The following is a 25,148-nucleotide window of genomic DNA, read 5'->3' on the forward strand; positions in this document are numbered from 1 at the left end:
CGAGGTATGTGGCAACAACGGATTCTACGGCTGGCGCCCCGGTCCCGGGGCTTCCATCTGGTCACCGGGGAGGTGCTGGAGGAGATGCCGGAGATCGCCGAGCTGCGCGTCGGCCTGCTGCATCTGTTCATCCAGCACACCTCCGCGTCCCTGGCCATCAACGAGAACGCGGACCCGGACGTGCGCGGGGATCTGGAGCGGCACTTCAACGTCATGGTGCCGGAGCGCGCGCCCCATTATGAGCACACCCTGGAAGGGCCCGATGACATGCCGGCGCACATCAAGACGGTGCTGATCGGCGAGAGCCTGACGGTGCCGATTCGCGATGGTGCCCCGGCGTTGGGCACCTGGCAGGGCATCTATCTGTGCGAGCACCGCGACCACGCCGGTGGCCGGCGGGTGGTCGCCACCCTGCAGGGCGAACGGTAGGAACGACTGTGCGGCGTTCCGCTCCAGTCGCGATACCAAGCGTCGATGATCGCGACTGAAGTCGCTCCTGCAGCCGTTCTTGCAGCCGTCTTCTTACCGGGACAGCCACTGCAGGAACTGGCGGCGTTCCTCCGGGGTGGCCTGATTCCACTGGGCTTTCAGGGTGTCCAGGTAACCGCCGCCCTGGGCGCCTTGCGCGGCGGCGGGAGCCGGGGCGGCGGCTTGTGGCTGCTCGCTTTCCGGTGCCACGGTGGTGGCTTTGCGGGGCCGCGCGCGCACCGGCTGATCGGTGCCGCCACCGCCCTGGGGCGCGACGCTGGCGGACGCGGCGCTTTCCACATTGGTGCCGGTGATGGGCGCCAGCAGGCCACGGTTGAGTACCAGGCCGCTGTCCTCGGAGGGAGTCTTCTCGCCGGTCTGCATGTTCTCCACCCAGCCGGAGAAGTCGTCGGCCAGCTCACGGGCCTGCTCCGGGCCTTCCGGCCGCTTGAAGCCGAGCCGGTAGAACTCACCGCCCTGACCGTCCACCACGAACTTCGCGGGGTCGGATTTCATCACCTCGTGATTGTCCGGATCGAGATCCCAGAGGCGCTTGTAGAAGGCAACGATCTCGTAGCGACCGGGGGTCAGTTTGAGGTCTTTGTAGCCGCTGCTGAAGAAGGTGTTCACGCCGTCGATTTCACGGCCATTGATGGTGAACACCTCCAGGTCGGACGGCACGCGCACCGTCAGAACCTGGGCGTCCGGTTTCTGGGCGCCATCATAGAGCTGCACCACGGGACTGCGGGCGCAGGCGGCCAGCAGCAGAGCCGAACCCAGAAGCAAAACGAACGAACGCAATAAAGCCATGTTGGTCTCCCGATTGGCGGACCCGCCAGTGTGAGCGGGGCCGGTAACGATTTTATGACACTGATCCGATAACGGGGCGGATCAGAAGCCCCAGCTGGTCAGGTTCGCCGGCGGCTGCCCCCGGCCCAGACTGCGTAGCCCGCGGATGCAGCGCACCAGCCACCACACGCCGATCACCACCAGCAGCAGCCAGCCGATCAGCGCCAGGGTGGTGATGCCGGCGATCAGGTAATAAAGCAGGCCGATCCAGAAGGTGCGGTACTGGAAGCGGTAGTGGGAGCGTTCCGGCTCCCCCGCCTCCGGCGCGTTCAGGTGGGCGATCACCGCCCCCACCAGGGCGGTTACCCCACCGGTGAGCAAGCCGATCAGCAGCAGGGCATAGACCACCCTGAGCAATTGCCGGCTCTGCTCGTTCACGGCATTTCTTTCCCTTGCAGGTTTGGTGCCGGGGCGTAACAGCTTGCCATGCAGCTATCCATTGTCTCGAACGGTACGCTGCCCTCGCAGCCGCCCCAGGTGAATTCCTCGCAGCGGTCGGTTTCCGCGTTGTAATAGTAGCGTGGCACCGCCGCGCGGCACTGGCCGGCGTCCGGTTCCTGGAAGCAGGCCTCCGGCAGCGGGTGAGCGGTGCGCCCACTCTGGCAGCCGGCCAGCGCCAGAGCGCCGCCCAGCACGATCAACAACATGCGCATGGTCATTCCTCCTTGGATGTCGCCGGCCATCATAGCAGGCCCGGCCTAACCCATCAGGCGCCCGCGAAACAGAAAGAACACCGCCCCCATCAGGCAGAGCCCCGCCCACAGGTAGTCCCAGCTCAGTTTCTCCTTCAGGTAAAACAGGGAAAAAGGCACGAACACCGCCAGGGTAACCACCTCCTGGGTGATCTTGAGCTGACCCACCGTGAGCACCTGGTGGCCGATACGGTTGGCGGGCACCTGCAGCAGGTACTCGAACAGGGCGATGCCCCAGCTCACCAGCGCGGCCACGATCCAGGGCTTGTGGGCCATGTTCTTCAGGTGGCCGTACCAGGCGAAGGTCATGAACACATTGCTCAGGGTGAGCAGGCACAGGGTGGTCAGAACAGGCTTCATGGCGGGCCTCCGCGTCAGCGGCAGTGTTTCCGGTCCGACGGCAAGTCGTCGCCGCGCAACAACGACGACAACCCGAACGCCCCCAGCACCACCGCCAGGGACAGCAGAATCTTCACGAAAAAGGCGGACATAACCAACCCGACACCGTCACCGGAAAAGGCCACAGTCTACCCCCGCCACCCCCCACCTCAAACAACCCGGCGGTGATGTTTTCCATGAGAGAGAAGGGCCGTGCCGGGGCCGGCCGGGACCGTTGGAGGCAGGGACGCCGGAAACGAGCTACAGGGATGTACTTGCCGCGTGTCCCGGCCGGCCCCGGCACGGCCCTTCTCGCCCCCGCTGGAGAATCAACGCCGGGCGATCTCCACCGGCAAGCCATCCTTGGGCATCGCCAACGGCACCAACTGCACCGGCATCTCATACCCCTCCCGTACCGCCACCCGATAACGGCGCAGGAAATGGAACAGAAAGGTCTTGGTCTGGATCTCCGCGAAGTTCAGCCCCAGGCACTTATGGTGGCCACCGCCAAACGGAATCCACTGGAAATGGTGGCGCTTGTGCTCCGCCCGGGCGTCGCTGAAGCGCTCCGGATCAAAGCGCTCCGGATCACTCCAGTACTCGGGCATGTAATGAGTAAACAGCGGCGACAGGTTCACCAGCGTATTACGCGGAATCCGGTAGCCCTGGAATTCCACGTCCTCGGCGGTGCGGCGCGGGAAGGTGGTGAGTGCCGGTCGCAGCCGCAAGGTCTCGCGGAACACCCAGCCGGTCTCCACCATCTTCTCCAGATCCTCGTAGCCCGGCTGGTCGCCGGCCATGTCCTTCGCCACCCGGTCCATCTCCGCCGCCAGCCGCTGCTGCCATTCCGGGTTCTGGCAGAGCAGATAGATCAGCGAACACAGCGTGCTGGTGGTGGTGTCATGGGCGGCGAACAACAGAAAGATCATATGGTTGGCCACGTCCTGATCGGTGAGGCCGCCTTCCTCCTCCGCCGCCTTGCACAGCTCGCTGAAGAAGTCCGGGGACCGAGAACGGCGCTTCTCGGCGATCGACCCGGCGATAAACTCCTCCAGGAAACGCCGGCCACGCAGGCCCCGGTACCACAGCGTGCCCGGGATCGGCACCCGCAGCACCGCCAGGGAGGCGTCCGCCGCGTCGATGAAGGATTGGTTCACCCGTTCCGCCCGGGGCCCCATGTCCAGGCCCAGGAAGATTTGCGCGCCCACGTCCAGCAGCAGGCTCTTGATGTGGTCGAAGAAGGTGAAGGTCTCGCCCACCGGCCAGTCGGCCACGCCCTCGCGGATGCGCGGATTCATGCGCTCCAGGTAGCTGGCCAGGGCCGGCTTCTTGAACGCCTGCTGCATGATGCGGCGGTGGAACTTGTGGTCAGCGAAATCGCGCAGCATCAGGCCGTCGGTGAACAGCCGCTCCAGCAACGGGTTCCAGGCGGCGCGGCTGGAAAACACATGCTCCTTGTCGCGCAGCACGAACTCGTTGGCCTCGGGCCCCAGCAGGGTGACGCCACGCTGGAACATGACGCTGCCCTTGTGCACCGGCCCGTAACGGTCCGCCTGCTCGCGCACCAGGCCCTGGTAGTCACGCAGAAAGGCCAGGGTCTGGCCCAGGAGCGGCCAGCCATAGTCGCCGGGAATATGGCTCAGTTCGCGCTGGGGCATGCGCGGCAGCAGGGCCGCGCGGGCCCGGGCTTCTTCCATGGATGTCATGGCGTACTCCGATAAACAGGCTGTATATACCGGCAAGGTAATCGGGCCGGTGCCCCTCGACCAGGGGATGTCGGCAGCGGTCAAGCGGTGCTGTTCCGGCGGGTACGATGGGCCGTGGATGCCGCCGGACCACGGCGCTGGTAACATCGCGGGTCCGCAAAGGAGGAAACCGCCATGGCTCATCACGACACCGACTTCCAGCCCCTGGCGCTGGCGGTGCTCACCGTCAGTGACACCCGCACCCCGGACAACGACACCTCCGGCGATCTGCTCGCCGACCGCGCCCGTCAGGCCGGCCACGAGATGGTGGCCCGGGACCTGGTGCGTGACGATATTTACCAACTGCGCCGGGTCGTCTCCGCCTGGATCGCCGACCCGGCGGTGCAGGTGGTGCTGGTCACCGGTGGCACCGGGTTTTCCGGTCGGGACAGCACCCCGGAGGCGCTCGGCGTGCTGTTCGACAAGGAAGTGCTGGGCTTTGGTGAACTGTTCCGCCAGGTCAGCCTGGACGAGATCGGCCCGTCCACCATCCAGTCCCGCTGCCTGGCGGGGGTCGCCAATCGCACCCTGATCTTTTGCCTGCCCGGCTCCAACAACGCTTGCGCCACCGGTTGGGACAAGATCATCGCCAACCAACTGGACAGTCGCACCCGGCCCTGCAATTTCGCGGGCCTGGTACGTCGCGAGGTCTGATCATGTCTTTGATGCCGGTGGATGAAGCCCGTGCCAGGCTGCTGGACAGCGCCCGTCCTCTGGGTCGGGTGGCACGCCTGCCGTTGGCCGAGGCTCGCGGCGGCTGGCTGGCGGAGCCGGTGGCCGCCCGGGTCACGGTGCCGCCCCACGACAATTCGGCGGTGGATGGCATCGCCGTGCGCCACGTCGACCTGGGAGACGGCTCGGTGACGCTGCCGGTGACCCTGCGGGTGCCCGCCGGTGATCCCCCCGGTGAGTTGGCCCCCGGCGGCGCGGCGCGTATCTTCACCGGCGCTCCGGTACCCGCCGGCGCCGATACCGTGCTGATGCAGGAAGACTGCGAGTTCGGCGAGGGCACGGTGACGCCGCCACCGGCGGCGCGGGCCCAACCTGGCCAGAACATCCGCCCCGCCGGCCAGGATGCCCGCGAAGGGGACACCGTGCTGGTCGCCGGCACCCGGGTTTCCGCCCGGGTCATCGGCCTGGCCGCGTCCGTGGGTGCGTCGGAGCTGGCGGTGCGCCGGCCCCGGGTGGTGGTGCTGAGCAGCGGCGATGAGCTGCTGCCCGCCGGCGCGCCACCGGCGCCGGGCAAGATCTACAACAGCAATGGCCCGCTGATGGAAAGCCTGCTGGCGGACAGCGGCTTTCCGGACGTTACCGCCCTGTGGCTGCCGGATGATCGCGGGCGCACCCGGGAGGCCCTGGACCAGTTGCTGGCCGATCCGCCGGATCTGGTGATGGCCAGCGGTGGCGTTTCCGTGGGCGAGGAGGACCACCTGCGGGCGGTGCTCGAGGAACGTGGCGATCTGGATTTCTGGCGCCTCGCGATCAAGCCCGGCAAGCCGTTTACCTTCGGTCGCCTGGGCGACGCCGGCGTGCCCTTCTTCGGCCTGCCGGGTAACCCCTCGGCGGTGCTGGTCTGTTACCTGATGCTGGTGTTGCCCTATCTGCGGCGCTGTCTGGGCGCCGGGCCGGTGCTGCCGGCACCTTACCGGCTGCCGGCGGACTTCGCCGTCAAACCGGGCCCGCGCCAGGAATACCTGCGCGTGCGCCGCGTGGCGCGCGACGGTGGCGCGGTGCTGGAGAAGCATCCCAACCAGAGCTCCGGCATGCTCAGCTCGGCGGTATGGGCGGACGGTCTGGCGGTGGCGCCGGTGGGGCACGGCCAGGCCGCCGGTGAACCGCTGGACTACTACAGCTTCGCCGACCTGCTGGCCTGACGTGACAACAACAAGGATTTCGTCATGAGTGAATCGAACCCCGCCGCGCGCAAGGTGGCCATCGTCACCGGTGCCGGCACCGGCATTGGCAAGGCCTGCGCTCTGGCACTGGTGGGGGCCGGCTATCGGGTGGCCTTCGCTGGCCGTGACGCCGAGCGCCTGGCGCGCACCCTGGCGGACGCCGGGCTGGACGCCGACCAGGCCCTGGCGGTGGCCACCGACGTGGGTGATCCGGAGCAGGTGAAAGCACTGTTCCAGCGCACCGTCGACGCCTGGGGCAGGCTCGATCTGCTGTTTAATAATGCCGGCACCGGCGCACCGCCGGTGCCCCTGGAAGAGTTGACCCCGGCGCAGTGGCAGCGGGTGGTGAACACCAACCTGTCCGGTGCTTTCTACTGCACCCAGGAGGCCTTCCGCATCATGAAGGCCCAGGACCCCATGGGCGGGCGCATCATCAACAATGGCTCGATCTCCGCGCAATCACCGCGTCCCAATTCGGCGCCCTACACCGCCACCAAGCACGCCATGACCGGCCTCACCAAAGCCACTTCCCTGGACGGTCGCCGCTACCGGATCGCCTGCGGGCAGATCGATATTGGCAACGCCGCCACCGAGATGACCGAGCCCATGAAGCGCGGTATTCCCCAGGCCAATGGCGAGATTCTGGTCGAGGACCGCATGGACGTGAGCCATGTGGCCGAGGCGGTGGTGCATATGGCGGCCCTGCCGTTGGACGCCAATGTGCAGTTCATGACGATCATGGCCACCCGCATGCCCTTTATCGGGCGCGGCTGACCCCTTCACGGAGCACGCCTTGGCCAAGAAGCCGAAATCGGAACAGGAGGTGGCGGCTTTTCGCGAGCGGGTTCGTGACGCCGCCACCCGGCTGTTTCTGGAGCGCGGGCCGGATAACGTGACGATGCGCCAGATCGCCGCGGAAATGGGTGTCAGCCCGATGACCCCATACCGTTATTTTCGCGATAAGGACGAAATCCTGGCGCTGGTGCGCGCCGCCGCCTTCAATCAGTTCGCCGAGAACCTGGAACAGGCGGTGCGCGCCGCCGGCGATGCCCGCGCCAAGGCCCGGGCGGCGGGCGCCGCCTACCTGGATTTCGCGCGCCGCTTCCCGGACACCTACCAATTGCTGTTCGAGCACACCCAGGACGACGAGGACCGTTATCCCGAGCTGGTCAAGGCCCATGCCCGGGCCAATGAGGGCATGGCCGGTTACGTGCAGGAGATGATCGACGCCGGCCTGGTGCGCGGTGACGCCAAGCTGATCGGTTATATGTTCTGGGCCACCATGCATGGCACCGTGGTGCTGGAGCAAAGCGGAGCCCTGGGGCCTGACATGGATGTGGATTTTTTGCGCCAGACCACCATGCGCACCCTGTTCGCCGGCATGGGGGTGTTGCCGCCCTACTGGGACGATGGTGATCGCGACTGAAGTCGCTCCTACGGCTCATGACTGTAGGAGCGACTTCAGTCGCGATCGGGTGCTGGCCAGAATCACCAGCCCGTTGACCGTAAAGGTCACCTTCGGAGCGTTTCCGGGGTTGCCGGGACGCGCTTTTACGGCATAAAGTATACGCCGTAAATTATTGGACCCATTTGCCCTTGGAGAGAGTCCGACATGGCTTTACCCGCGCATTTGGCGGACCGGCTGCGTTTGCCGGTGATCGCCTCCCCACTGTTCATTATTTCCAATCCGGACCTGGTGATCGCCCAGTGCAAGGCCGGCATCGTCGGTTCCTTCCCGTCGCTGAACGCGCGGCCGGTGTCGCAGCTGGACGAATGGCTGCACCGCATCACCGAGGAACTGGCCGCCTGGGACCGGGACAACCCGGATACCCCGTCCGCGCCGTTCGCCGTCAACCAGATCGTGCACAAGACCAATGACCGCCTGGAAGAAGACCTGGCCCTGTGCGAGAAGTACAAGGTGCCCATGGTGATCACTTCCCTGGGCGCCCGGGAAGACCTCAACAAGGCGGTGCACGGTTGGGGTGGCATGGTCATGCACGATGTGATCAACGACCGCTTTGGCCGCAAGGCCATCGAGAAGGGCGCCGACGGCTTGATCGCCGTGGCCGCCGGGGCGGGCGGTCACGCCGGCCAGCTGTCGCCGTTCGCCTTGATCCAGGAACTGCGCCAGTGGTTCGAGGGGCCCATCGCTCTGTCCGGTTCCATCGCCAATGGCGCTTCCATTCTCGCTGCCCAGGCGATGGGCGCGGATCTGGCCTACATCGGCTCCATGTTCATCGCCTCCAAGGAAGCCAACGCGGTGGAGGGTTACAAGCGGATGATCGTGGACAGCAGCGCTTCGGATATTGTTTACAGCAACCTGTTCACCGGGGTGCACGGCAACTACCTGGCGCCGTCCATCGTCAACGCCGGCATGGACCCGGCGAATCTGCCGGAGAGCGATCCTTCGAAGATGAACTTCGGCTCCGGCGGCGGCAGCAAGACCAAGGCCTGGAAGGACATCTGGGGCTGCGGCCAGGGCATCGGCGTGGTCGACGACATCCTGCCCGCCGCCGAGCACGTGGCGCGCCTGACCCGCGAATACGAAGCGGCCAAGGAAGCCCTTCGCGCCAAGATGTAAGGTTCATCGCGCTTTACATCGGTGCTGGAGGTCTCTATCCGGGACGCGGATCTGTGTGGGTGCCTTCCGGGATCGCTCAAGCCGTCCCTGGGCGCTCCCGTTTTTGGCATCCCTGCCAAAAAGGGTCCCGGAAGGCACCCACACAGCTCCGCTTCGAGGTGGCGGAACCGTTCCGGGTGCGAACAACGATGAACCAGGGTGGGTTGAGGGGCGGCTTCGTAGAGCCGGTGGCGTCGAGGATCACTGCTAAGCGGCTCAGGGCGCGACGTACTTTCGTTTCGGTTACAGGTGCCCCGGGTTGCGCAAATCGCGCTCCTCCATGGGCGGCGGTGACCACTGGTAAATCCAGGTCTCGGTGAGCGGCGCGCCGTCGCTCTTGCGCTTGAGAAACAGGCGCAGGTTGATCGGCGTGAGATCGTCGTCCGGCGGCACCAGGTCGAACATGGCCCGGTAGCCGTCGATCTCGTGCAGCGGCCGCGCCGAGGTGATTTCCACCCGGCCCGCGCTACTGTCGATCACCGGCTCCACCTCGCCCATGCCGGGCAGTTCGCCGGCGGAGATCGGCCCGCCGCGGAAGTCCACCACGAAGCGCCAGCTGAAGTGCTCCCGGGGTTGTCCCACTACGCCGCCCAGGCCGGTGCGGGTGGCCACGCAGCGGGCCAGGGGCGGGCGGGGTGGCCGGCCGGTCCAGGACAGCCGGTAGCCGAACAGATATTCCCGTCCCGCTTGCACCGGCTCTTCCGGGCGCCAGAACGCCACGATATTGTCGAAGGTCTCGTCCAGGGTGGGGATCTCCACCAACTGCACCGCGCCCTTGCCCCAATCGCCCCGGGGTTCCACCCACAGACTCGGGCGCCGTTCGTAGAACACGCCGTCGTCCTGATAATGATCGAAGTCCTGGTCGCGTTGCAGCAAGCCGAAGCCGCGCGGGTTGTCATCGCTGTAACTGTTAAAACGCAGTTGGGGCGGGTTCACCAGGGGGCGCCAGAGCCATTCGCCGCCGCCGGTGTGCATGCCAAGGCCGTCGGAATCGTGGATCTCCGGGCGCCAATCCCAGGCTACCCGGCGGCTGTTCTCACCCACCTGGTACATGCTGGTCAGCGGCGCCACGCCGAGGCGTTCGATGGCCCGGCGCGGGTACAGTGCCGCGTCCACGTCCATGATCAGGTCGCCTTTTTCCCGGGCGATGGTGAACCGGTAGGCGCCGGTGACGCTGGGAGAATCCAGGAAGGCATACACCCGCACCTGGTCCGGGTCGGGCAGATGCTCGAACCAGAAATGGGTGAATTCCGGAAACTCCTCCGGTTCCGGCAGGGCGGTGTTCACCGCCAGGCCCCGGGCGGACAGGCCGAACTGGCGCGAGGCGCTGGTGGCGCGGAAGTAGCTGGCGCCCAGGAAAGCCGCCACGTCACGTTCCCAGTCACTGTGATGGAGCAGGCGGAAGCCGGCGAAACCGAGCCCCTCGGGCAGGTCCGCCGGGTCCACGTCACTGTCGCTGAAGTCGAACAGATCGGTGCGGTAGGGGATCGGCCGGGCCTCGCCGTCGACGATCTCGTGAATCTTCACCGGCGTCTTGAAGTGCAGGCCCAGGTGGAAGAACTGAAAGCGGAAGTCGGCGTCCGGGCGGTCCGCCCAGAGAGCGTGGTCGGGCCGGTAGCGCAGTGCCTGGTACTGGTCCCAGGTCAGGTCACGGATCGCCTTGGGCAGGGTTTTCGCCGGGTCCCGCCAGGGGCGCCCGGCGAAGTGCCGGGCCATACCCTTGAGGCCGGCGTAACTGAACGGTTCGCCCCGGCCTTCGCGGCCCACGCCGGGGGCCTCCAGGGCCCGGGCCAGGGCCGGCGCCGCCGGTAGCAGGGCGGTGCCGAACAGCCCCAGGGCTTTCAAGACGTCGCGTCGATCCATGCCGTTCTCCGCTGTCGTTCCATGATGTCCATGCAGGTTGGAGCCGGTGACGCCGGCCCCGGTTCCTGATGGTACACGGCTAGCGACGGGCGAGGAGACCGGAAATCAGCAACAACAGGGCGGCGGCCAGCAGGGTGGCGCCACCGATGCGGAAGATCAGCGGCCCGGGGTGGTGGGCGTACGCCGCCGCCATGGCGTAGGCGGCGCCGGCCTGCCCCACGGCGAACAGGGCGGTGGCGCGGCCCCAGGTCTGGGTGGCCAGGCGCGGCGGCACCAGCTCCGCGGTGCGGCCCATCACCGAGGACACCATGGCCGGGATCATCGCCCCCACCAGATAGGACGACAGGGTCACCGCGGCGAGCCCGCCCACCGTCACCGGCAGCAACACGGCGCCGCCCTTGACGGTGAGCGCGCCGATCAGGGTGCGGTGCCAGCCCAGGTGGCGGGCGGCGGCACCGGCCAGGAAAGGCCCGCTGATCGCGCCCACGGCGAACACGCCCCATTGCAGGGCGCTGGCCCAGGTACTGAAATCCCGTTGCCGTTCCAGATAATCCACCCAGAACACGGTGTGCGGTACGAAGCCCACGGCGTCCAGCAGGTAGGCCAGATAGACCGCCACCAGCAGCAGCCCGGCGCCCTGGCCGGGGCCGGCCTCGGCGCCCTCGCCGGTGGGCATGGGCGGCCACTGCCGCCACAGAAGCCACAGCGGTGGCAGGCACACCAGCGCCAGGCCCAGCCAGGCCCGTTCCAGGCCGCTGTCGATGAGCAGCGGCACCAGGGTGGCGGAGAACAGCACGCCCAGGCCGACACCGGCGAAGATCCAGGTACTGCCGCGCTTGCGCATGGACAGTGGCAGTTGCTGGGCGATCAGCGATGGCGCCAGCACCATCAGGAAGGCGCCGGTGACCCCGGCCACGAAACGCCACAGGCTGAACCACCACACCGGCGCCGGCCAGGCGCTGGCGGCGAAGCCCACCGCCACCAGCAGGGCGGATAGGCGGATCACGCGGCCCGGGCCCAGCCACTGGCCGGCGCGACCGGCGACCACCGCGCCCACCAGGTAGCCGAGCAGGTTGGCGGCGCCCACATAGCCGGCGTCCGCCTCGCTCAGCCAGCCGGCCTTGATGACTCCGGGCAGCAAGGCGGCATAGGCGAAGCGGCCCAGGCCGATGCCCACCAGCGTGGCCGAACCGGCCATCACCACCAGGCGAATCGGGGAGGGAAGCGAAGGGTCGCGGGTCATACGCAGCTCCAGCCGGGACGATGCAAAGCGACAGTAAAGCAGAGCACTGGTATCACTAGAAATGATTTTTTAAGATTGGACTCATCACTTCCAATGAAGCCGAGGCCGGCGATGCTGATACGTTCCCTGGAAATCTTCCGCGCCGTGGTGGACTCCGGCAGCTTCAGCGCCGCCGCTGATCGTCTGCACACGGTTCAGTCCAACGTCACCGCCCACATCAAGAAACTGGAGACGGAGCTGGGAGCACGCCTGCTGGAACGCCGCAATCCGGTGGTGGCCACGCCGGCCGGGCGCCAGTTACTGCACTATGCGCGGCGCATCGTGGAACTGCACGACGATGCCCTGTCGCGTTTCCAACCCGGGGGCGAGCCCCTTGGTGAGTTGCGTTTGGGCAGCATGGAAACCAGTGCCGCCGTGCATTTGCCGCCCCTGCTCACCGACTTCAGCCAGCGCTGGCCGCAACTCAGCGTGCACCTGCACACCGGTACCACCGGTGAACTGATCGAGGAGGTACGGACCGGGCAACTGGACGCCGCCTTCGTGGTGGCGGAGAACGCCGGCGACGATCTGGCCCTGCGCCCGGTGTTCCATGAGCGCCTGGTGCTGGTCAGCGGGCGCCCGCTGAAGAGCTTTCCCGGACGGGCGGAGCTGGCGCGTACGCCGTTTCTGGCGTTCCGGCCAGGATGCGGCTACCGCACCACCATCGAGGTGCTGCTGGCGGACATGAAGGTGGCGGCGCCGCGCATTCATGAATTCGGTAGCCTGGATGCCATCGTCGGCTGCGTGGGGGCGGGCATGGGGCTGGCGCTGCTGCCGGCTTCCACGGTGCGTCAGTATCGGCGCCGCTTCGACCTGCACACTCTGGCGTTGCCCGGTGACCGGGGCAAGGTGACCACGGTGATCGCCACCCTGCAGCGGCCCAGCTGGAGCCGGGCCCTGGAGGTATTCATGGAAGGGGTGCCATCCCCGGATCGGGCCGAAACGCCGATCCGGGACGCGGGCTGAGGGCGTCTCAGAAGTTGAAACGCACCATGCCCTGCAGGCGCACGGCGTCGCCTTCCCGGCCATCCACTTGCTCGCGCGTGTGGTAGCCGGCTTCCACGCCGTAGGTGAGGTAGGGGTTGGTGGACCACAGATAGTTGATGGTGCCGCTGGTGTAGCGCTCGTCGGCGGTACCGGCGATGGCGCCGTCCCGGTAGGCATCGTCCACGTCGGCCTGGGCCACGCCATAGGCCAGGGTCAGCAGGCCCGGGCCGGTCTTGGCGCTGAGGCTGACGCCGCCGCCGGTGCCCTCGATGGTCTCCAGCTTGCCGCTGCTGCTGACGTAACCCGGGGCCGCCGGGCTCAGATACAGATAGCCGCCGATACCGTCACCATGGGTCACCGAGCCACGCAGGGTGAGGGTATCGGTGAGCTGGGCGCGGGCTTCCGCCATCACACCCCAGCCCGTGGCGGAGTCGTCGCTCCAGGCGCTGTTGCTGACGGTCTCGCCTTCCGCGTCATATTCCAGGAAGCGCACCAGCGCCGCGGTGGCGAATTGCACCGGCCCGGCGGTGTTCTGGTAACGGGCGGTCAGGTCCGGGAAGCGGAACTGGTTGGTGTCCTCGGCGATCACCTCGCCGCCGGCGTGGCCGGTGCCGGTGCCTTTCGGGTCTTCCACGGAGAACGAGAACGGGCCGGTGGTGTAGCGAAGCTGCGCCTGGCGGCCGCCGCCCTGGCCCAGGTCGCGGTTGAAGTCGATGGTCTCGTAGAGGCTCAGCACATTGCCGAAGTTGGTCCAGGTCTGGCCGGCCAGTAGACCCTTCCATTCACCGTAGGCGTGGCGCAAACGCAATTCACCACCGCCGTCGGCGAAGCCGCCGCCGCCGTAGAAGTCGGTTTCGATCACGGTGCGCAACACATCGCCGTCGATCAGGGTGGACGTGGTGAACCCCAGCCGGCTTTCGAAGGCGTGCATGGTCAGGTGCCCGTCGGCGCCGGGTTCATGGTCGAGCGGAATGCGGTTGCGCAGAACCGCATTGCCGAGATCCGCGTCGAGATCGTAGATCACATCCAGCTTGGCGTAGCCATACAGATCCACATCGGTGTTGCCGGCCTTGAATTCCACCGCCTGGGCGGTGCCGGCGAGGGCGGTGAAAACGGCGCCCAGTGACAGAGTCGAGAGTTGTTTCGAAGTTATGATTTTCATGGGTTCCCCTCGGGTAACGCCGGGCTACCCGCTGTCAGTTTGTTGGAAGGGATGGGTGTTTTATATGTAATCTTTATAAGACATTTAAATGTATTCTAAACAGGTCTTTGCGGAGATTGCAAACCGCCTGCGCGGGGGCCGGGGTGTTCTTCCGTAGGAGCGGCTTCAGCCGCGATAGCGGGCGTGGATGATCGCGGCTGAAGCCGCCCCTACGAAGTTCCCTGAAGGGAACGATCTCCGCGGGAGCGGCCGCCGTTGACCAGCGTCGGGCGTTTAGCCCGACAGGGATGGGAGCCAGGTGACGATGGCGGGGAAGGTGGTCAGCAGGGCGAGCAGCAACAGCGAGCACAGAATGTAGGGGATCGCCGACAGATAGATTTCGCGCATGCTGGTGCCGGCCGGTGCCACGCCCTTCATCACGAACAGGTTCAGCCCCAGGGGGGGCGTGGAGAAGCCGATTTCCAGGGCGATCAGGGTGACCACGGAGAACCATACCGGGTCGAAGCCCAGGGTTTGCGCCAGGGGGAAGAAGAACGGCACCGTGATCATCATGATTGAGATCGCCTCCATGAAGGTGCCCAGTACCAGCAGTACCAGCAACATGGCGCCGAGCATCAGCAACGGGTGCAAATCGAAGTGGGTGGCCCACTGGATCAGGCCATGGGAAGCGCCTGAGAACGCCAGTAACTGGCTGAAGGTGGCCGAACCGAACACGATCAGATAGGCCATCAGCGTGACCTTGAGGGCGCCGGTCACCGACAGTTTGAACGCCTCCCAGGACATGCTGCGGAACACCAGCGCCAGCACGATCACGCCCAGGGCGCCGAAGGCGGCTGATTCCGACGGCGTGGCGAAGCCGGTGAGCATCATCACGATGATCATGACGATGATGCTGAGCATGGGCAGGATGTCCCGACCCAGGGTTTTCAGTTTTTCTCCCAGAGGAAGGGCGGGCACGTCGTAGGCCGGCGCCGAATCCGGCTTGAGGCGGGTCTTCAGCCAGATGGTCGCCATGTACAGCGAAGCCAGCAGTACGCCGGGCAGGACGCCGCCGATCAGCACGTCGCCGATGTCGATCTTGGCCAGGGTGGCGAGCAGCACCGCGATCGCCGACGGCGGAATGATGATGGCCAGGCCGCCAGTGCCGAGGATCGGCCCGATGGACATGTATTTCTTGTAGCCACGACGCTCCATTTCCGGCACCAGCAGGGAGCCGAGCAGGGCGGTGGACCCCATGGAGGAACCGCTCAGGGTGGAGAAGGCGGTGCCGCCCACCACGGTTACGTAGGACAGGCGCCCGGGCACCCGGCCCATCAGGTGGTCGATGGCGTTGAACATGCGCATGCCCAGCCCGGTGCGGAAGAACAGCTCCCCCATCAGCAGGAACAGCGGAATCGGCACCAGGCTGAAGCTGGACAGGGCACCGAAGCCGTTGTTCAGCAACTGGATCAGGCCGGCATCGCCGCGCATGAATACCCAGGCGCCGATCAGGTTGGCGCCGATGAAGGCGATCGCCACCGGCACGCCGATGAACATCAGAATCAGAACGGAGGAAAGCAGAAACAGCAGAGCGAGATGCCAGTCCATGTCAGAGCGCCTCCGTCTGGTTGCCGTGATAGGTATCGCGGGAGAACACGAAGCGCAGGAACTCCAGGCCCATCAGAGAGAAGCTGATCGGGTAGGTGATGGTCAGCATCCACATCGGGAAGTAGTAGGTGCGCACGTCGTAGTCCACGCGGTCGATGTTGGTGGCCACCAGCTCGGTGCCCTTGACCGCCAGCACGAAGCAGATCACCGCGCAGATCACCATCACCAGCCGGCTGAGCAGTCGCTGGACGGTCTCTGGCAGTTGATTGATGACGATCTCGATGTAGACGTGCCCTTTTTCACGCACCAGCCAGGGCGCGCCAAGCAGGGTCAGGTAGAACATGGAATATTCGGTGGACGAAAACAGCCAGGCCGGTGATTGCACGCCCAGGTTGCGGATCACCACGGACAGCACGATGGCCACCATCAGCCACACCAGCAGGGTGGCGGCGATGAACGCCATGGCGTCGATCAGCCGGTTATAGATACGGGTCAGGGAAGACATAGCGGCACTTATTCGGGTTATTGGTTCGGGTTATTGGTCGGATGGTTCAACGGACGGCTCGTTGAACTTGTCGATCAACTCCTGGTAATGGCTCAGCCCCCCGGGCTGATGCTTCATATAGCGCTTCATGCGCCGCCAGGAGGCTTCACGGGCGGCGTCCAGATAGTTCCGGGCGGCTTCGCCCTGGAGCACGAACGGCGTCATGCCGTTCTGTTCCAGTTCCTTCTGTTGTTGGCGCGCCGCCTTGGCGAACCGCAGGGCGCTGTCGCGCTCATGCTCGATGGCCACTCGCTGCAGGATGGTCCGGGCTTCCGTGCTGAGCTTGTTCCAGCTTTCCAGGTTGACGATCACGCCCATGTCCGTGGAGTAGAACGCCGGGTCGATGCGGTAACGAAGGAACTTGTCCCAGCCCAGATCACTCATGCCGATCTGGGTCCAGCCGGTGGCGTTGACCACGGAGCGTTCCAGGGCGGAGTAAACGTCGGTGGTGGGCAGGCTGATCGGCTGGGCTTTGAGGTAGTCGGTAAAGAAGGCGTCGTACACCGGATTGCTGCGCAGACGCAGACCGGGTAGCGCCAGATCGCCGTTGTCGTCCACCGCCGGCTTATTGATGGTGTAGAGGTTGTACTTGATGCCGCTGTCGAACCAGCCCAGGTAGTAGACCCCCATCTTGCGCTGGTGGATGCGATTGAGCAGCTCGATGCCGCCGCTTTGACGGGCATGGATGGCGTTGCTGTTGGAGGAGATCAGGGCGTCCCGCTCGGGGAGGGTCCCGGCGTAGAAACTGGCGGCGGTGTAGGCCATGTCCACCACGCCGTTGCGTACCGCGTAGGGTTGTTGGGACAAGCCGATCACCTCGGGGCCGCCGAGCACGTTGATGCGGATCACCCCTTCCCCTTCCCGGTTCACGTCGTCGACGAACTCCAGGAAGCTCTGCGTGTAAATCAGCGATGGCGGAAAGGCGTGCAGCGCGGTGATCACCTGCTCCTGGGCATGGGCGGCGTACGCCCAGAGCAGAGCAAGGCCGGCGACGGCCATGCGCGAATATCTGTTCATGGAAACCTCGTTTCTTGGTGTTCTTGCTATTCAGGCCGCGTCCAGGGATGGGCGGCGGTGTAGGCGTTCCGGAACGCCTCGATTTCATCGTGGCGGGCCCGGGTCAGGTCGATGTCGTCCCAGCCATTGAGCAGCTTGATCTTCCAGGTGGCGTCGATCTCGAACGGAAACGACTCGCCGAAAGCGGTAATACGTTGTCGCTCCAGATCTACGTGGATTTCATCGGGCCCTTCATCGAGCAAGGCAAGCAGTCTTTCCGCGTCCTGTTCGGACACCACCGCCGGTAGCAGGCCGTTGTTCACCGAATTGGATGAAAAGATGTCGCCGAAGCTGGGGGCGATCACGCAACGGAAACCGTAGTCCACCAGCGCGTAGACCGCCGCCTCCCGGGATGAGCCAGCGCCGAAATTGCGGCGGGCAACGAGGATCTCGCTGCCCTTGGCGCGGGGGTGATTGAGAACGAAATCGGTGGCCGTGCCGTCCTCGTCGAAGCGCATGTCGTGCAACAGGAAACGGCCATAGCCCTTGTCCCGGGATTCCTTCATGAAGCGCGCCGGGATCAGGCGGTCGGTGTCCACGTTTTCCAGGGGCAGCGGGCAAGCGAGCGCGGAGAGTTCGGTGAAAGGCGTCATGGGATTACCTCGTCAACTCGCGGAGGTCGGTGAGATGGCCGGTCAGCGCCGCCGCCGCCACCATCGCCGGCGACATCAGATGGGTACGCGCGCCGGGGCCCTGGCGGCCTTTGAAATTACGGTTGGTGGTGGAGGCGCAGCGTTCGCCGCTGGCGACCTGATCACCGTTCATACCCACGCACATGGAACAACCGGATTCGCGCCATTCCAGGCCGGCTTCGGTGAAAATCCGGTCGAGGCCTTCTTCCTCCGCCTGCCGTTTCACCAGGGTCGAGCCCGGTGAAACGATGCCCGGCACCTTGCAGCGCTGGCCCTTGAGTACTTCGGCGGCGGCGCGCAGATCCTCGATACGGGCGTTGGTGCAGGAACCGATAAATACCGAGTCCACGGTCACCTCGGTGAGAGGCTGGCCGGGGATCAGGCCCATGTAGTCGAGGCTGTCGCGGATGCGCGCCGCCTCCGCCTGGGAAGACGCCAAGGCCGGGTCCGGCACGCGGGCGTCGATGGGCAGGGCTTCCTCGGGCGATACGCCCCAGGTGACCTGTGGCGCGATCTCCTCGCCACGCAGGGTGATTTCCCGGTCGAAACGGGCGCCCTCGTCGGTGTTGAGGGTGCGCCAGTATTCCACCGCCCGCTCCCAGTCCTTGCCGCCGGGTGCCAGGGGGCGACTCTTCAGGTAGGCCAGGGTTTTTTCGTCCGGCGCGATCATGCCGCAGCGACCGCCGCCTTCGATGGAAAGGTTGCACAGGGTCAGGCGGGCTTCCACGCTCAGGTCGCGGATCACCTCGCCAGCGTACTCGATGGCGTAGCCCCGGGCGCCATCGGCGCCGAGCCGGGAAATCCAGGCCAGAGCGATGTCCTTGGCGCCGACACCGGGCCGCAGCCGGCCTTCCACCTTGATGCGCAGGCGCTTGGGTTTGGTCTGCCAGAGTGTCTGGGTAGCCAGCACGTGGGCCACTTCCGAGGCGCCAATGCCGAACGCCAGGGCGCCCAGGGCACCGTGAGTGGAGGTGTGGCTGTCGCCGCAGACCATCACCAGGCCGGGTTGGGTGATGCCCTGCTCCGGGCCCACCACATGGACGATGCCCTGGCGCGGATCGTCCAGGCCAAACAGCGATACGCCGTGCGCGCGGGTGTTGTGCTCAAGCTGCTCGATCACCGAACGTACCTTGTCGGTAACCACCTTGATGGAGCGGCCCCGGGTAGGTACGTAATGGTCGGCGATGCCGGTGGTGCGTTCCGGATGGGCGACCTTGAGGCCGCGATCATTGAGCTTGTTGAAGGCGTGGAAGGAGCCCTCGTGGACGAAATGCCGGTCGATCCAGAGCAGGCTCTGCCCGCTCTCGTTACGCAGGATTTCGTGGGCGTCCCAGATCTTATCGAACAGGGTTCTCGGTAGTTGTGTCACGGCCGTGCCTATGGGGTATGCGCCTAGGGGGCCGGAACCGCGGGCCCGCCCCGAGGATGTATTTATCTGTATCTGATATATGTATTAAATGTACTACAGATAAAGCAAAGATAGACGCCCCCCACGGGCATGTCAAACCGGAATCACAGCCCCCCTTCCGGGTTGCCGCCGGCCAACGGTTCCCAATAACGGGAGTCTTCGTCGCCGGTACGGTTCAGGTCGATCTGGAAGCGGTAGCGGTCCGGCCGGTAGAGAGCGTCCAGATGCTCCACGCCCTTGCCGTTCTGGTCGTAGACCACCCGGGTCAGGGCCAGCAGGGGCGAGCCCACCGCCACTTCCAGGGCCTCCGCTTCGGGCTGGGTGGCCAGGGTGGCGGAAATCGTCTGGGTGGCGTGATCGATGGTCACGCCGCTTTGTTCGAGCAGCACGAACAGCGGCGTATGGGCCAGGTCGGATTCGCTGTAATGGTGGGCGATGCTGGCCGGCACATGGGTGGTCAGATAGGAAAACGGCCGGTCCTCCACTTGCCGCACCCGCACCGAACGTTGGGTTTTCTCGCCATCCTCCAGCTTCAGGCGCTGGCGGATCGGCGCTTCCGGCGTCACATAGCTGAACTCCAGCAGCCGCACCTTGGACGACTGGCTCATCTTCAACATGTTGGGCAGCAGGTTGGACACGCTGGCGGTCATCACCGTGGCCTCCAGCGGCTGCTCCAGCACCACCGTACCGACCCCGGGGCGCCGCGCGATCAGCCCGGCCTGGCGCAGCGCGTCCATGGCGCGCCGCACGGTGACCCGGGACACCTTGTACTGCTCGGCCAGCTTGAGTTCGCCGGGCAGCTTGTCACCGGGGCTCAGCCGCCGGCTCAGAATGGCGTCGCGCAACAGCAGGAACAGATTGTGCGATTTGGTGCCGCTGACGGCGGTGTGGAGAGGGTTGTTGTCATTCATGTGAGCTTCCCACGGGCGTCGGGTAGGGGCGGGCCATGGCTTGACGCCGTTCGTCTTTAAACATATAAATGTATTATATATAAGTCATTTTGATGTTTGGTGCTGCGCGCATTGTAGGCCAGTTACGGATGGCTGTTTAGTCCGTCGCCCGCTTTGGCACCACCCCGAGGACCAGTAATGTCAGTAATGAGAGGACCGATGAGCCAAGCAGGTAGTAATTTCAAGGAGCAGCTTCTTCAGGATGATATCGTGGTGGCGCCTGGCGTATACGATGCGCTGAGCGCGTCGATCGCCGAGCAGACCGGCTTCGGTACCGTGTATCTGTCCGGCGCCAGCATCGCCTATACCAAGCTGGGCCGCCCGGATATCGGCCTGACCAGCTTCACCGAGGTGGTCGACACCCTGGCGCACATTCGCGAGCGCTCCGAGGTGTCCATCGTGGTGGACGCCGATACCGGCTTCGGCAATGCCATGAACGTGGGCCGCACCGTGCGCCTGATGGAGGCGGCGGGCGCCAATGCGATTCAGCTTGAAGACCAGACCTATCCCAAGCGCTGCGGGCACCTGCGTGGCAAGAGCCTGGTGCCCAAGGGCGAGATGGTGGGCAAGATCAAGGCGGCGGTGGACGTCCGTCGCGACGAGCGCACCCTGATCGTGGGCCGCACCGACGCGCTGGCCGTGGACGGCCTGGAGGCGGCCCTGGAACGGGCCGAGGCCTACCGGGAGGCGGGCATCGACCTGCTGTTCGTGGAAGGCTTGCGCGGGGCCGACGACATCGACGCCATCCTGGGCCGTTTCAAGGGACGGGTGCCGGTAATGGCGAACATGGTCGAAGGCGGCGACACGCCGATCCAGGATGCCGCCTCGCTGCAGGCCCTGGGTTTTTCCATGGTGATTTTCCCGGGCGCTCTGGTACGCGCCTTCACCTTCATGGCCAATCGGTTCTTCGGCACGCTGAAGAGTGACGGTACCACCGACAACTTCCGCGACCACATGCTCGACTTCAAACAACTCAACGAATTCCTCGGCACGGAACGGCTTCTGGCCCAGGGCAAGCAATACGAAAACTAGGCGGAGAGATCATGATCACCACCGACAAAACAGCCAAGCAGATTTTCCAGGACGTCATCGCCAACCCGCAGCGGGTACCCTTCGGGTTTGGCAAAAAGGCCGTGCTGGTGAACGTGGACCCGCAAAAAGCGTACACCCGCACCGACCTCTACAAGACGGCCTACGAAACCGACCCGCGCCAGCTCGAGTACGTCAACGCGCTGGCCGAACGCTTCCGCGCGCTGGGCTGGCCGGTGGTCTGGACCCATGTGGCCTTCCTGGAGTCCGCCGAGGACGCCGGCGTCTGGGGCACCCGCACCGACACTCCGGACTCGCTGCAGAACATCAAGTACGGCTCCGACCGCGCCGTCTTCGATGAGCGCGTCCACATCGATCATGACCGCGACGTGATCTATACCAAGCGCATGCCGTCGGCGTTTTTCGAGACGCCGCTGCAGTCGCTGCTGGTATGGCACCAGGTGGACACCGTGATCATCACCGGCGGCTCCACTTCCGGCTGCATCCGCGCCACGGCGGTGGAAAGCCTGTCGCGGGGCTATCGCACCATCGTGCCCCAGGAGTGCGTGGCGGATAAGCACGAGAGCTACCACTACGCCAACCTCACCGACCTGCATCTCAAGTACGCCGACGTGATGAACGTGGCCGACGTGCTGGCCTGGCTGGACGGTGAAATCGCATGAAGGAAAGTCTCGGCGTTTACGATTACTGGCCCTACGAGGACCGCCCCAGGCTGGAGTGGCCCAACGGCGCCCGGGTGGCGTTCTGGGTGGCCCCCAATATTGAGTTCTACGAACTGGACCCGCCGGCCAACCCGCACCGCAAGGCCTGGCCGCAGCCGAGCCCGGCGGTGCCCGGATACAGCATCCGCGATTACGGCAACCGGGTGGGCCACCGCCGGCAGATGGCGTTGCTCGACAAGTACGGCATTCGCGGCTCGGTGTCCCTGTCCGTGGCGCTGTGCGAGCATCACCCGGAGATCATTGATATGTGCCGGGAGCGGGATTGGGAGCTGTTCAGCCACGGCATCTACAACACCCGCTACACCTATGGCATGAGCGAGGCCCAGGAACGGGCCATGATCCGTGATGCCATGGAATCCATCCATCGCCACACCGGCCAGAAGTGCGCCGGCTATCTGGCGCCGGCGTTGTCCCATTCCGAGCGCACCCTGGACCTGTTCGCCGAGGTGGGCAGCGAGTTGTTCGGTGACGAGGGCGGCTTCTACACCTGCGATCTGTTCCACGACGACCAGCCCACGCCGGTGTCGGTGCGCAACGGCAAGCGCTTTATTTCGGTGCCGTACTCCCTGGAGATGAACGACACCATCGTCTACGCCGTCAACAAGGTGGAGCCGCGCCATTACGCCACCATGCTCAAGCGTCACTTCGACCGGCTCTACGAAGAAGGCGCCGAGTCCGGCACGGTGATGTGCATTCCCACCCACAACTACCAGGTGAGCTGTCCGCACCGCATCAAGGCGCTGGAAGAAGCCCTGGAATACATCACCGGTCACGATGACGTCTGGGTCACCACCGGCCGGGAGGTCGCCGAGCACTACCTGGCCCACCATTACGACACCGCCGTGGCGGACATCGAGAAACGCAAAGGAGGCGCGCGATGAGCCTGGACGACGCCTATTTCGACTACCCATGGCGCCGCCATGGCTACGACCACGAACGCTATGACTGGTCCATGCTCGCCGACCGCCCGGCGATCAACTGGCCGGAAGGCAAACGACTGGCGGTGTGGGTCAACCTGTCGCTGGAGTTCTACCCGCTCAACCAGCGCGGCGAACCCTTCCCGGTCCCCAACGGCATGAAGATGCCATACCCGGATCTGCGTCATTTCACCTTGCGCGACTACGGCAACCGGGTGGGCGTGTACCGTTGCCTGAAAGCCTTCGACCGCCATGACGTGCGCCCCACGGTGGCGATCAACAGCCAGTTGGCCCGGGATACGCCCTACCTGATTCAACGCCTGGTGGAACGCGACACCGAGCTGCTGTGTCACGGCTGGAACATGGATCATCTCCATTACGGTGGTCAGGACCCGGAGCAAGAACGTGAGCTGGTGAAGCGCTCCCTGGACACCCTCAACCAACTGGCCGGGCGCCCGGTGCGCGGCTGGCTCAGCCCGGCGCGCAACCAGAGCTGGCACACGCCGGACCTGCTCGCCGAGCACGGCGTGGATTACTGCGCCGACTGGGTCAACGACGACATGCCGTACCGGTTCAGGACCGGGCATGGCCCGCTCACCATGATGCCGCTGTCCACCGAAATCGAGGACCAGTTCGTGATCGGCCAGAACCTGCACTCCGAGGATGCCTGGGTGGAACAGGTCAAGGACGCGGCGGATTTCCTGATCGAGGAAGCGCGCCAGCAGGGCGGGCGCATGCTGGGCCTGAGTCTGCACCCCTGGATGATCGGCCAGCCGCACCGCATCGCCTGCCTGGAGGCGGTACTGGCGGACCTGATGGGGCGCCCGGAGGTCTGGCAGGCCACCGCCGGCGAGATTCTGGACGTCTTCAATGCGCAATCGAAGGCCTGAGCCGTGGTTACCCTGAAAACGGACGGCGGCCACATCGGCTTTGATCTCAGCCTGCCGGTGGTGGTGATCGGTGCCGGCGCCTGCGGCCTGGTGGCGGGCCTTGCCGCCAAGGCCCGGGGCCTGGACGTGGTGGTGTTGGAACGGGACGCGGAGCCCCGGGGCAGCACCTTCATGTCCTCCGGCTTCGTGCCCGCCGCCGATACCCGCTTTCAGCGCCAGGCCGGGGTGGAGGACAGCGCCGACATCATGGCCGCCGACATCCAGGGCAAGAACCACGGCCAGGCGGACCCGGACATCGTCGCCACCCTGGCATCGCGATCCGGTGCCGTGATCGAGTGGCTGGCGGACCAGCACGGCGTGCCCTTCGAGCTGGTCCAGGGCTTTCTGTACCCGGGACACAGCCGCCTGCGCATGCACTGCACACCGCGCCGTACCGGGGAAGAACTGATGGCCTGCCTGCTCAACGCGGCCCGGGCGGCGGAGCTGGACGTGCTCACCCAGGCCCGCGTCACCACTCTGCACGTGGACGACGGTAACCGCGTGCGCGGCCTCACCTACCTCCGTCCGGACGGCGCCGAGGAGCGTCTCGGATGCGACACCCTGGTGCTGGCCTGCAATGGTTTCGGCGGCAACCCGGATCTGATCGAGCGCTATATCCCTTCCATGAAGGACGCGCTCTATTTTGGCCACGAGAGCAACCAGGGCGAAGCGGTGCGCTGGGGCGAGGTCCTGGGCGCCAGCCTCAAGGACATGGGCGCCTATCAAGGGCATGGTTCCCTGGCCTGGCCCCATCAGACGCTGATTTCCTGGGCGCTGATGATGCAGGGCGGCGTGCAGGTGAACCGGCTCGGTGAACGGTTCTCCAACGAGCACGGCGGTTACTCGGAGCAGGCCGCCCGCGTGATCGCCCAGCCCGAAGGCGTGGCTTTCAACCTGTACGATGGCCGTATTCACGAGCAGGCATTGGCTTTCGAGGACTACCGCAACGCCCGGGACACCGGCGCGGTGCGCACCTTCGACAGCCTGGAGGCGTTGTCCGAAGGGCTGGGGCTGCCGCTGGCGGCGCTGTGCGGGACCTTCGCGGAGATGAGCGCCCGCGCCGGGGACGGTGAGCCGGATCGTTTCGGCCGGCGCTTCGAGCCGGTGCACCGGCTGACGCCACCTTATTACGCGATCCGCGTTACCGGGGCGCTGTTCCACACCCAGGGCGGGCTGGAGATCGACACCCGCGGGCGGGTGCTGGATACCGGCGGGCGTCCGTTTCCCAATCTGCTCGCCGCCGGTGGCGCCGCGCGGGGCGTATCCGGTGCCGGCGACGACGGCTATATGTCGGGCAACGGCCTGCTCAGCGCCGTGGTGATGGGGGCCCTGGCCGGCGATACGGCGGCTGAGCTGGCCGGCGCGAGCCACGGCTGAAACGAAAAAAGGCCCCGTTTGGGGCCTTCTTTCGT

The 25,148-nt window shown here is 65.7% G+C and carries 26 protein-coding genes; 12 read left to right on the forward strand and 14 right to left on the reverse strand.

Translation table 11 applies throughout. The features are described 5' to 3' along the window. Positions 1 to 6: 6 nt before the first annotated feature. The gene (locus ACLD02_RS02490) at positions 7 to 429 is read left to right on the forward strand and encodes a secondary thiamine-phosphate synthase enzyme YjbQ (RefSeq protein ID WP_203103795.1); all 423 of its coding nucleotides are present in this window, start codon (positions 7 to 9) and stop codon (positions 427 to 429) included. A gap of 93 nt (positions 430 to 522) precedes the next feature. On the opposite strand, the gene ACLD02_RS02495 is transcribed toward ACLD02_RS02490, so the two are convergent. The 5 genes from ACLD02_RS02495 to ACLD02_RS02515 all read right to left on the reverse strand — a co-directional run bounded on the left by ACLD02_RS02495 (position 523) and on the right by ACLD02_RS02515 (position 4,093). Then, positions 523 to 1,278 (reverse strand): DUF2057 domain-containing protein, encoded by a 756-nt coding sequence (locus tag ACLD02_RS02495; RefSeq protein ID WP_410297844.1) that lies wholly within the window; start codon positions 1,276 to 1,278, stop codon positions 523 to 525. Positions 1,279 to 1,359: 81 nt separating this feature from the next. After that, on the reverse strand, positions 1,360 to 1,695 hold the full coding sequence (locus ACLD02_RS02500; RefSeq protein ID WP_203103791.1) for a hypothetical protein: 336 nt from the start codon (positions 1,693 to 1,695) through the stop codon (positions 1,360 to 1,362). Then, positions 1,692 to 1,970, reverse strand: coding sequence for a BPTI/Kunitz domain-containing protein (locus tag ACLD02_RS02505; protein WP_202552878.1), 279 nt, complete (start codon positions 1,968 to 1,970; stop codon positions 1,692 to 1,694). Before ACLD02_RS02505 ends, ACLD02_RS02500 begins: the two co-directional genes overlap by 4 nt. Positions 1,971 to 2,015: 45 nt before the next feature. Continuing rightward, positions 2,016 to 2,369: a DMT family protein gene (locus tag ACLD02_RS02510; RefSeq protein WP_203103789.1), complete on the reverse strand. Its 354-nt coding sequence runs from the start codon at positions 2,367 to 2,369 to the stop codon at positions 2,016 to 2,018. Between the two features lie 347 nt (positions 2,370 to 2,716). After that, entirely contained in the window at positions 2,717 to 4,093 is a 1,377-nt protein-coding gene (locus tag ACLD02_RS02515; protein ID WP_203103787.1) for a cytochrome P450, read from the reverse strand. Between the two features lie 174 nt (positions 4,094 to 4,267). On the opposite strand from ACLD02_RS02515, the gene moaB reads away from it, so the two are divergent. The 5 genes from moaB to ACLD02_RS02540 all read left to right on the forward strand — a co-directional run bounded on the left by moaB (position 4,268) and on the right by ACLD02_RS02540 (position 8,608). Beyond that, on the forward strand, positions 4,268 to 4,786 hold the full coding sequence (moaB, locus tag ACLD02_RS02520; protein WP_410297845.1) for a molybdenum cofactor biosynthesis protein B: 519 nt from the start codon (positions 4,268 to 4,270) through the stop codon (positions 4,784 to 4,786). Between the two features lie 2 nt (positions 4,787 to 4,788). Beyond that, a complete protein-coding gene (gene glp / locus ACLD02_RS02525) occupies positions 4,789 to 6,006 on the forward strand; it encodes a gephyrin-like molybdotransferase Glp (protein WP_410297846.1) in 1,218 nt (405 codons plus the stop codon). A 24-nt stretch (positions 6,007 to 6,030) separates the two neighbouring features. Further along, on the forward strand, positions 6,031 to 6,801 hold the full coding sequence (locus ACLD02_RS02530; protein ID WP_203103781.1) for an SDR family oxidoreductase: 771 nt from the start codon (positions 6,031 to 6,033) through the stop codon (positions 6,799 to 6,801). 19 nt (positions 6,802 to 6,820) lie between these two features. Beyond that, a complete protein-coding gene (locus ACLD02_RS02535; protein WP_410297847.1) occupies positions 6,821 to 7,453 on the forward strand; it encodes a TetR/AcrR family transcriptional regulator in 633 nt (210 codons plus the stop codon). A 186-nt stretch (positions 7,454 to 7,639) separates the two neighbouring features. Further along, positions 7,640 to 8,608, forward strand: a complete 969-nt coding sequence (locus tag ACLD02_RS02540; protein ID WP_203103777.1) for an NAD(P)H-dependent flavin oxidoreductase — start codon at positions 7,640 to 7,642, stop codon at positions 8,606 to 8,608. A gap of 282 nt (positions 8,609 to 8,890) precedes the next feature. On the opposite strand, the gene ACLD02_RS02545 is transcribed toward ACLD02_RS02540, so the two are convergent. Both ACLD02_RS02545 and ACLD02_RS02550 read right to left on the reverse strand, forming a co-directional pair. After that, a complete protein-coding gene (locus ACLD02_RS02545; protein WP_410297848.1) occupies positions 8,891 to 10,510 on the reverse strand; it encodes a glucan biosynthesis protein in 1,620 nt (539 codons plus the stop codon). Between the two features lie 79 nt (positions 10,511 to 10,589). After that, entirely contained in the window at positions 10,590 to 11,753 is a 1,164-nt protein-coding gene (locus ACLD02_RS02550; protein WP_203103773.1) for a YbfB/YjiJ family MFS transporter, read from the reverse strand. Positions 11,754 to 11,864: 111 nt separating this feature from the next. Between ACLD02_RS02550 and ACLD02_RS02555 the strand changes: the two genes are divergently transcribed. Then, complete coding sequence (locus ACLD02_RS02555) at positions 11,865 to 12,758, forward strand: LysR substrate-binding domain-containing protein (protein ID WP_203103771.1); 894 nt, start codon at positions 11,865 to 11,867, stop codon at positions 12,756 to 12,758. A 7-nt stretch (positions 12,759 to 12,765) separates the two neighbouring features. Here ACLD02_RS02555 and ACLD02_RS02560 read toward each other — a convergent pair whose 3' ends face one another. From ACLD02_RS02560 to ACLD02_RS02590, 7 genes are all read right to left on the reverse strand, one after another. After that, positions 12,766 to 13,941 carry a DcaP family trimeric outer membrane transporter gene (locus ACLD02_RS02560; protein ID WP_203103769.1) on the reverse strand — a complete coding sequence of 392 codons (1,176 nt, stop codon included), beginning with the start codon at positions 13,939 to 13,941 and terminating at the stop codon, positions 12,766 to 12,768. Between the two features lie 273 nt (positions 13,942 to 14,214). Next, positions 14,215 to 15,528 carry a TRAP transporter large permease subunit gene (locus ACLD02_RS02565; RefSeq protein ID WP_203103767.1) on the reverse strand — a complete coding sequence of 438 codons (1,314 nt, stop codon included), beginning with the start codon at positions 15,526 to 15,528 and terminating at the stop codon, positions 14,215 to 14,217. A gap of 1 nt (position 15,529) precedes the next feature. Further along, positions 15,530 to 16,033: a TRAP transporter small permease gene (locus ACLD02_RS02570; protein WP_410297849.1), complete on the reverse strand. Its 504-nt coding sequence runs from the start codon at positions 16,031 to 16,033 to the stop codon at positions 15,530 to 15,532. A 30-nt stretch (positions 16,034 to 16,063) separates the two neighbouring features. Continuing rightward, on the reverse strand, positions 16,064 to 17,089 hold the full coding sequence (gene dctP, locus ACLD02_RS02575; protein ID WP_203103763.1) for a TRAP transporter substrate-binding protein DctP: 1,026 nt from the start codon (positions 17,087 to 17,089) through the stop codon (positions 16,064 to 16,066). Positions 17,090 to 17,115: 26 nt separating this feature from the next. After that, the gene (gene leuD / locus ACLD02_RS02580; RefSeq protein ID WP_410297850.1) at positions 17,116 to 17,721 is read right to left on the reverse strand and encodes a 3-isopropylmalate dehydratase small subunit; all 606 of its coding nucleotides are present in this window, start codon (positions 17,719 to 17,721) and stop codon (positions 17,116 to 17,118) included. A gap of 4 nt (positions 17,722 to 17,725) precedes the next feature. Then, positions 17,726 to 19,129: a 3-isopropylmalate dehydratase large subunit gene (gene leuC, locus ACLD02_RS02585; RefSeq protein ID WP_410297851.1), complete on the reverse strand. Its 1,404-nt coding sequence runs from the start codon at positions 19,127 to 19,129 to the stop codon at positions 17,726 to 17,728. A 143-nt stretch (positions 19,130 to 19,272) separates the two neighbouring features. Continuing rightward, a complete protein-coding gene (locus ACLD02_RS02590; RefSeq protein ID WP_410297852.1) occupies positions 19,273 to 20,079 on the reverse strand; it encodes a GntR family transcriptional regulator in 807 nt (268 codons plus the stop codon). A 198-nt stretch (positions 20,080 to 20,277) separates the two neighbouring features. Between ACLD02_RS02590 and ACLD02_RS02595 the strand changes: the two genes are divergently transcribed. From ACLD02_RS02595 to ACLD02_RS02615, 5 genes are read left to right on the forward strand one after another with little or no spacing between them, the layout of a single operon-like run. Further along, positions 20,278 to 21,150, forward strand: coding sequence for an oxaloacetate decarboxylase (locus ACLD02_RS02595; protein WP_410297853.1), 873 nt, complete (start codon positions 20,278 to 20,280; stop codon positions 21,148 to 21,150). An 11-nt stretch (positions 21,151 to 21,161) separates the two neighbouring features. Beyond that, entirely contained in the window at positions 21,162 to 21,830 is a 669-nt protein-coding gene (locus ACLD02_RS02600) for an isochorismatase family protein (RefSeq protein ID WP_410297854.1), read from the forward strand. Then, a complete protein-coding gene (locus tag ACLD02_RS02605; protein ID WP_410297855.1) occupies positions 21,827 to 22,771 on the forward strand; it encodes a polysaccharide deacetylase family protein in 945 nt (314 codons plus the stop codon). Before ACLD02_RS02600 ends, ACLD02_RS02605 begins: the two co-directional genes overlap by 4 nt. Further along, positions 22,768 to 23,697: a polysaccharide deacetylase family protein gene (locus ACLD02_RS02610; protein ID WP_203103749.1), complete on the forward strand. Its 930-nt coding sequence runs from the start codon at positions 22,768 to 22,770 to the stop codon at positions 23,695 to 23,697. Before ACLD02_RS02605 ends, ACLD02_RS02610 begins: the two co-directional genes overlap by 4 nt. Before the next feature lie 3 nt (positions 23,698 to 23,700). After that, complete coding sequence (locus ACLD02_RS02615; RefSeq protein ID WP_410297856.1) at positions 23,701 to 25,113, forward strand: FAD-dependent oxidoreductase; 1,413 nt, start codon at positions 23,701 to 23,703, stop codon at positions 25,111 to 25,113. Positions 25,114 to 25,148 lie beyond the last annotated feature (35 nt).

This window comes from Alloalcanivorax sp. C16-2 (assembly GCF_046507615.1).
In the GTDB taxonomy this organism is placed as follows: Bacteria; Pseudomonadota; Gammaproteobacteria; order Pseudomonadales; family Alcanivoracaceae; genus Alloalcanivorax; species Alloalcanivorax marinus_A.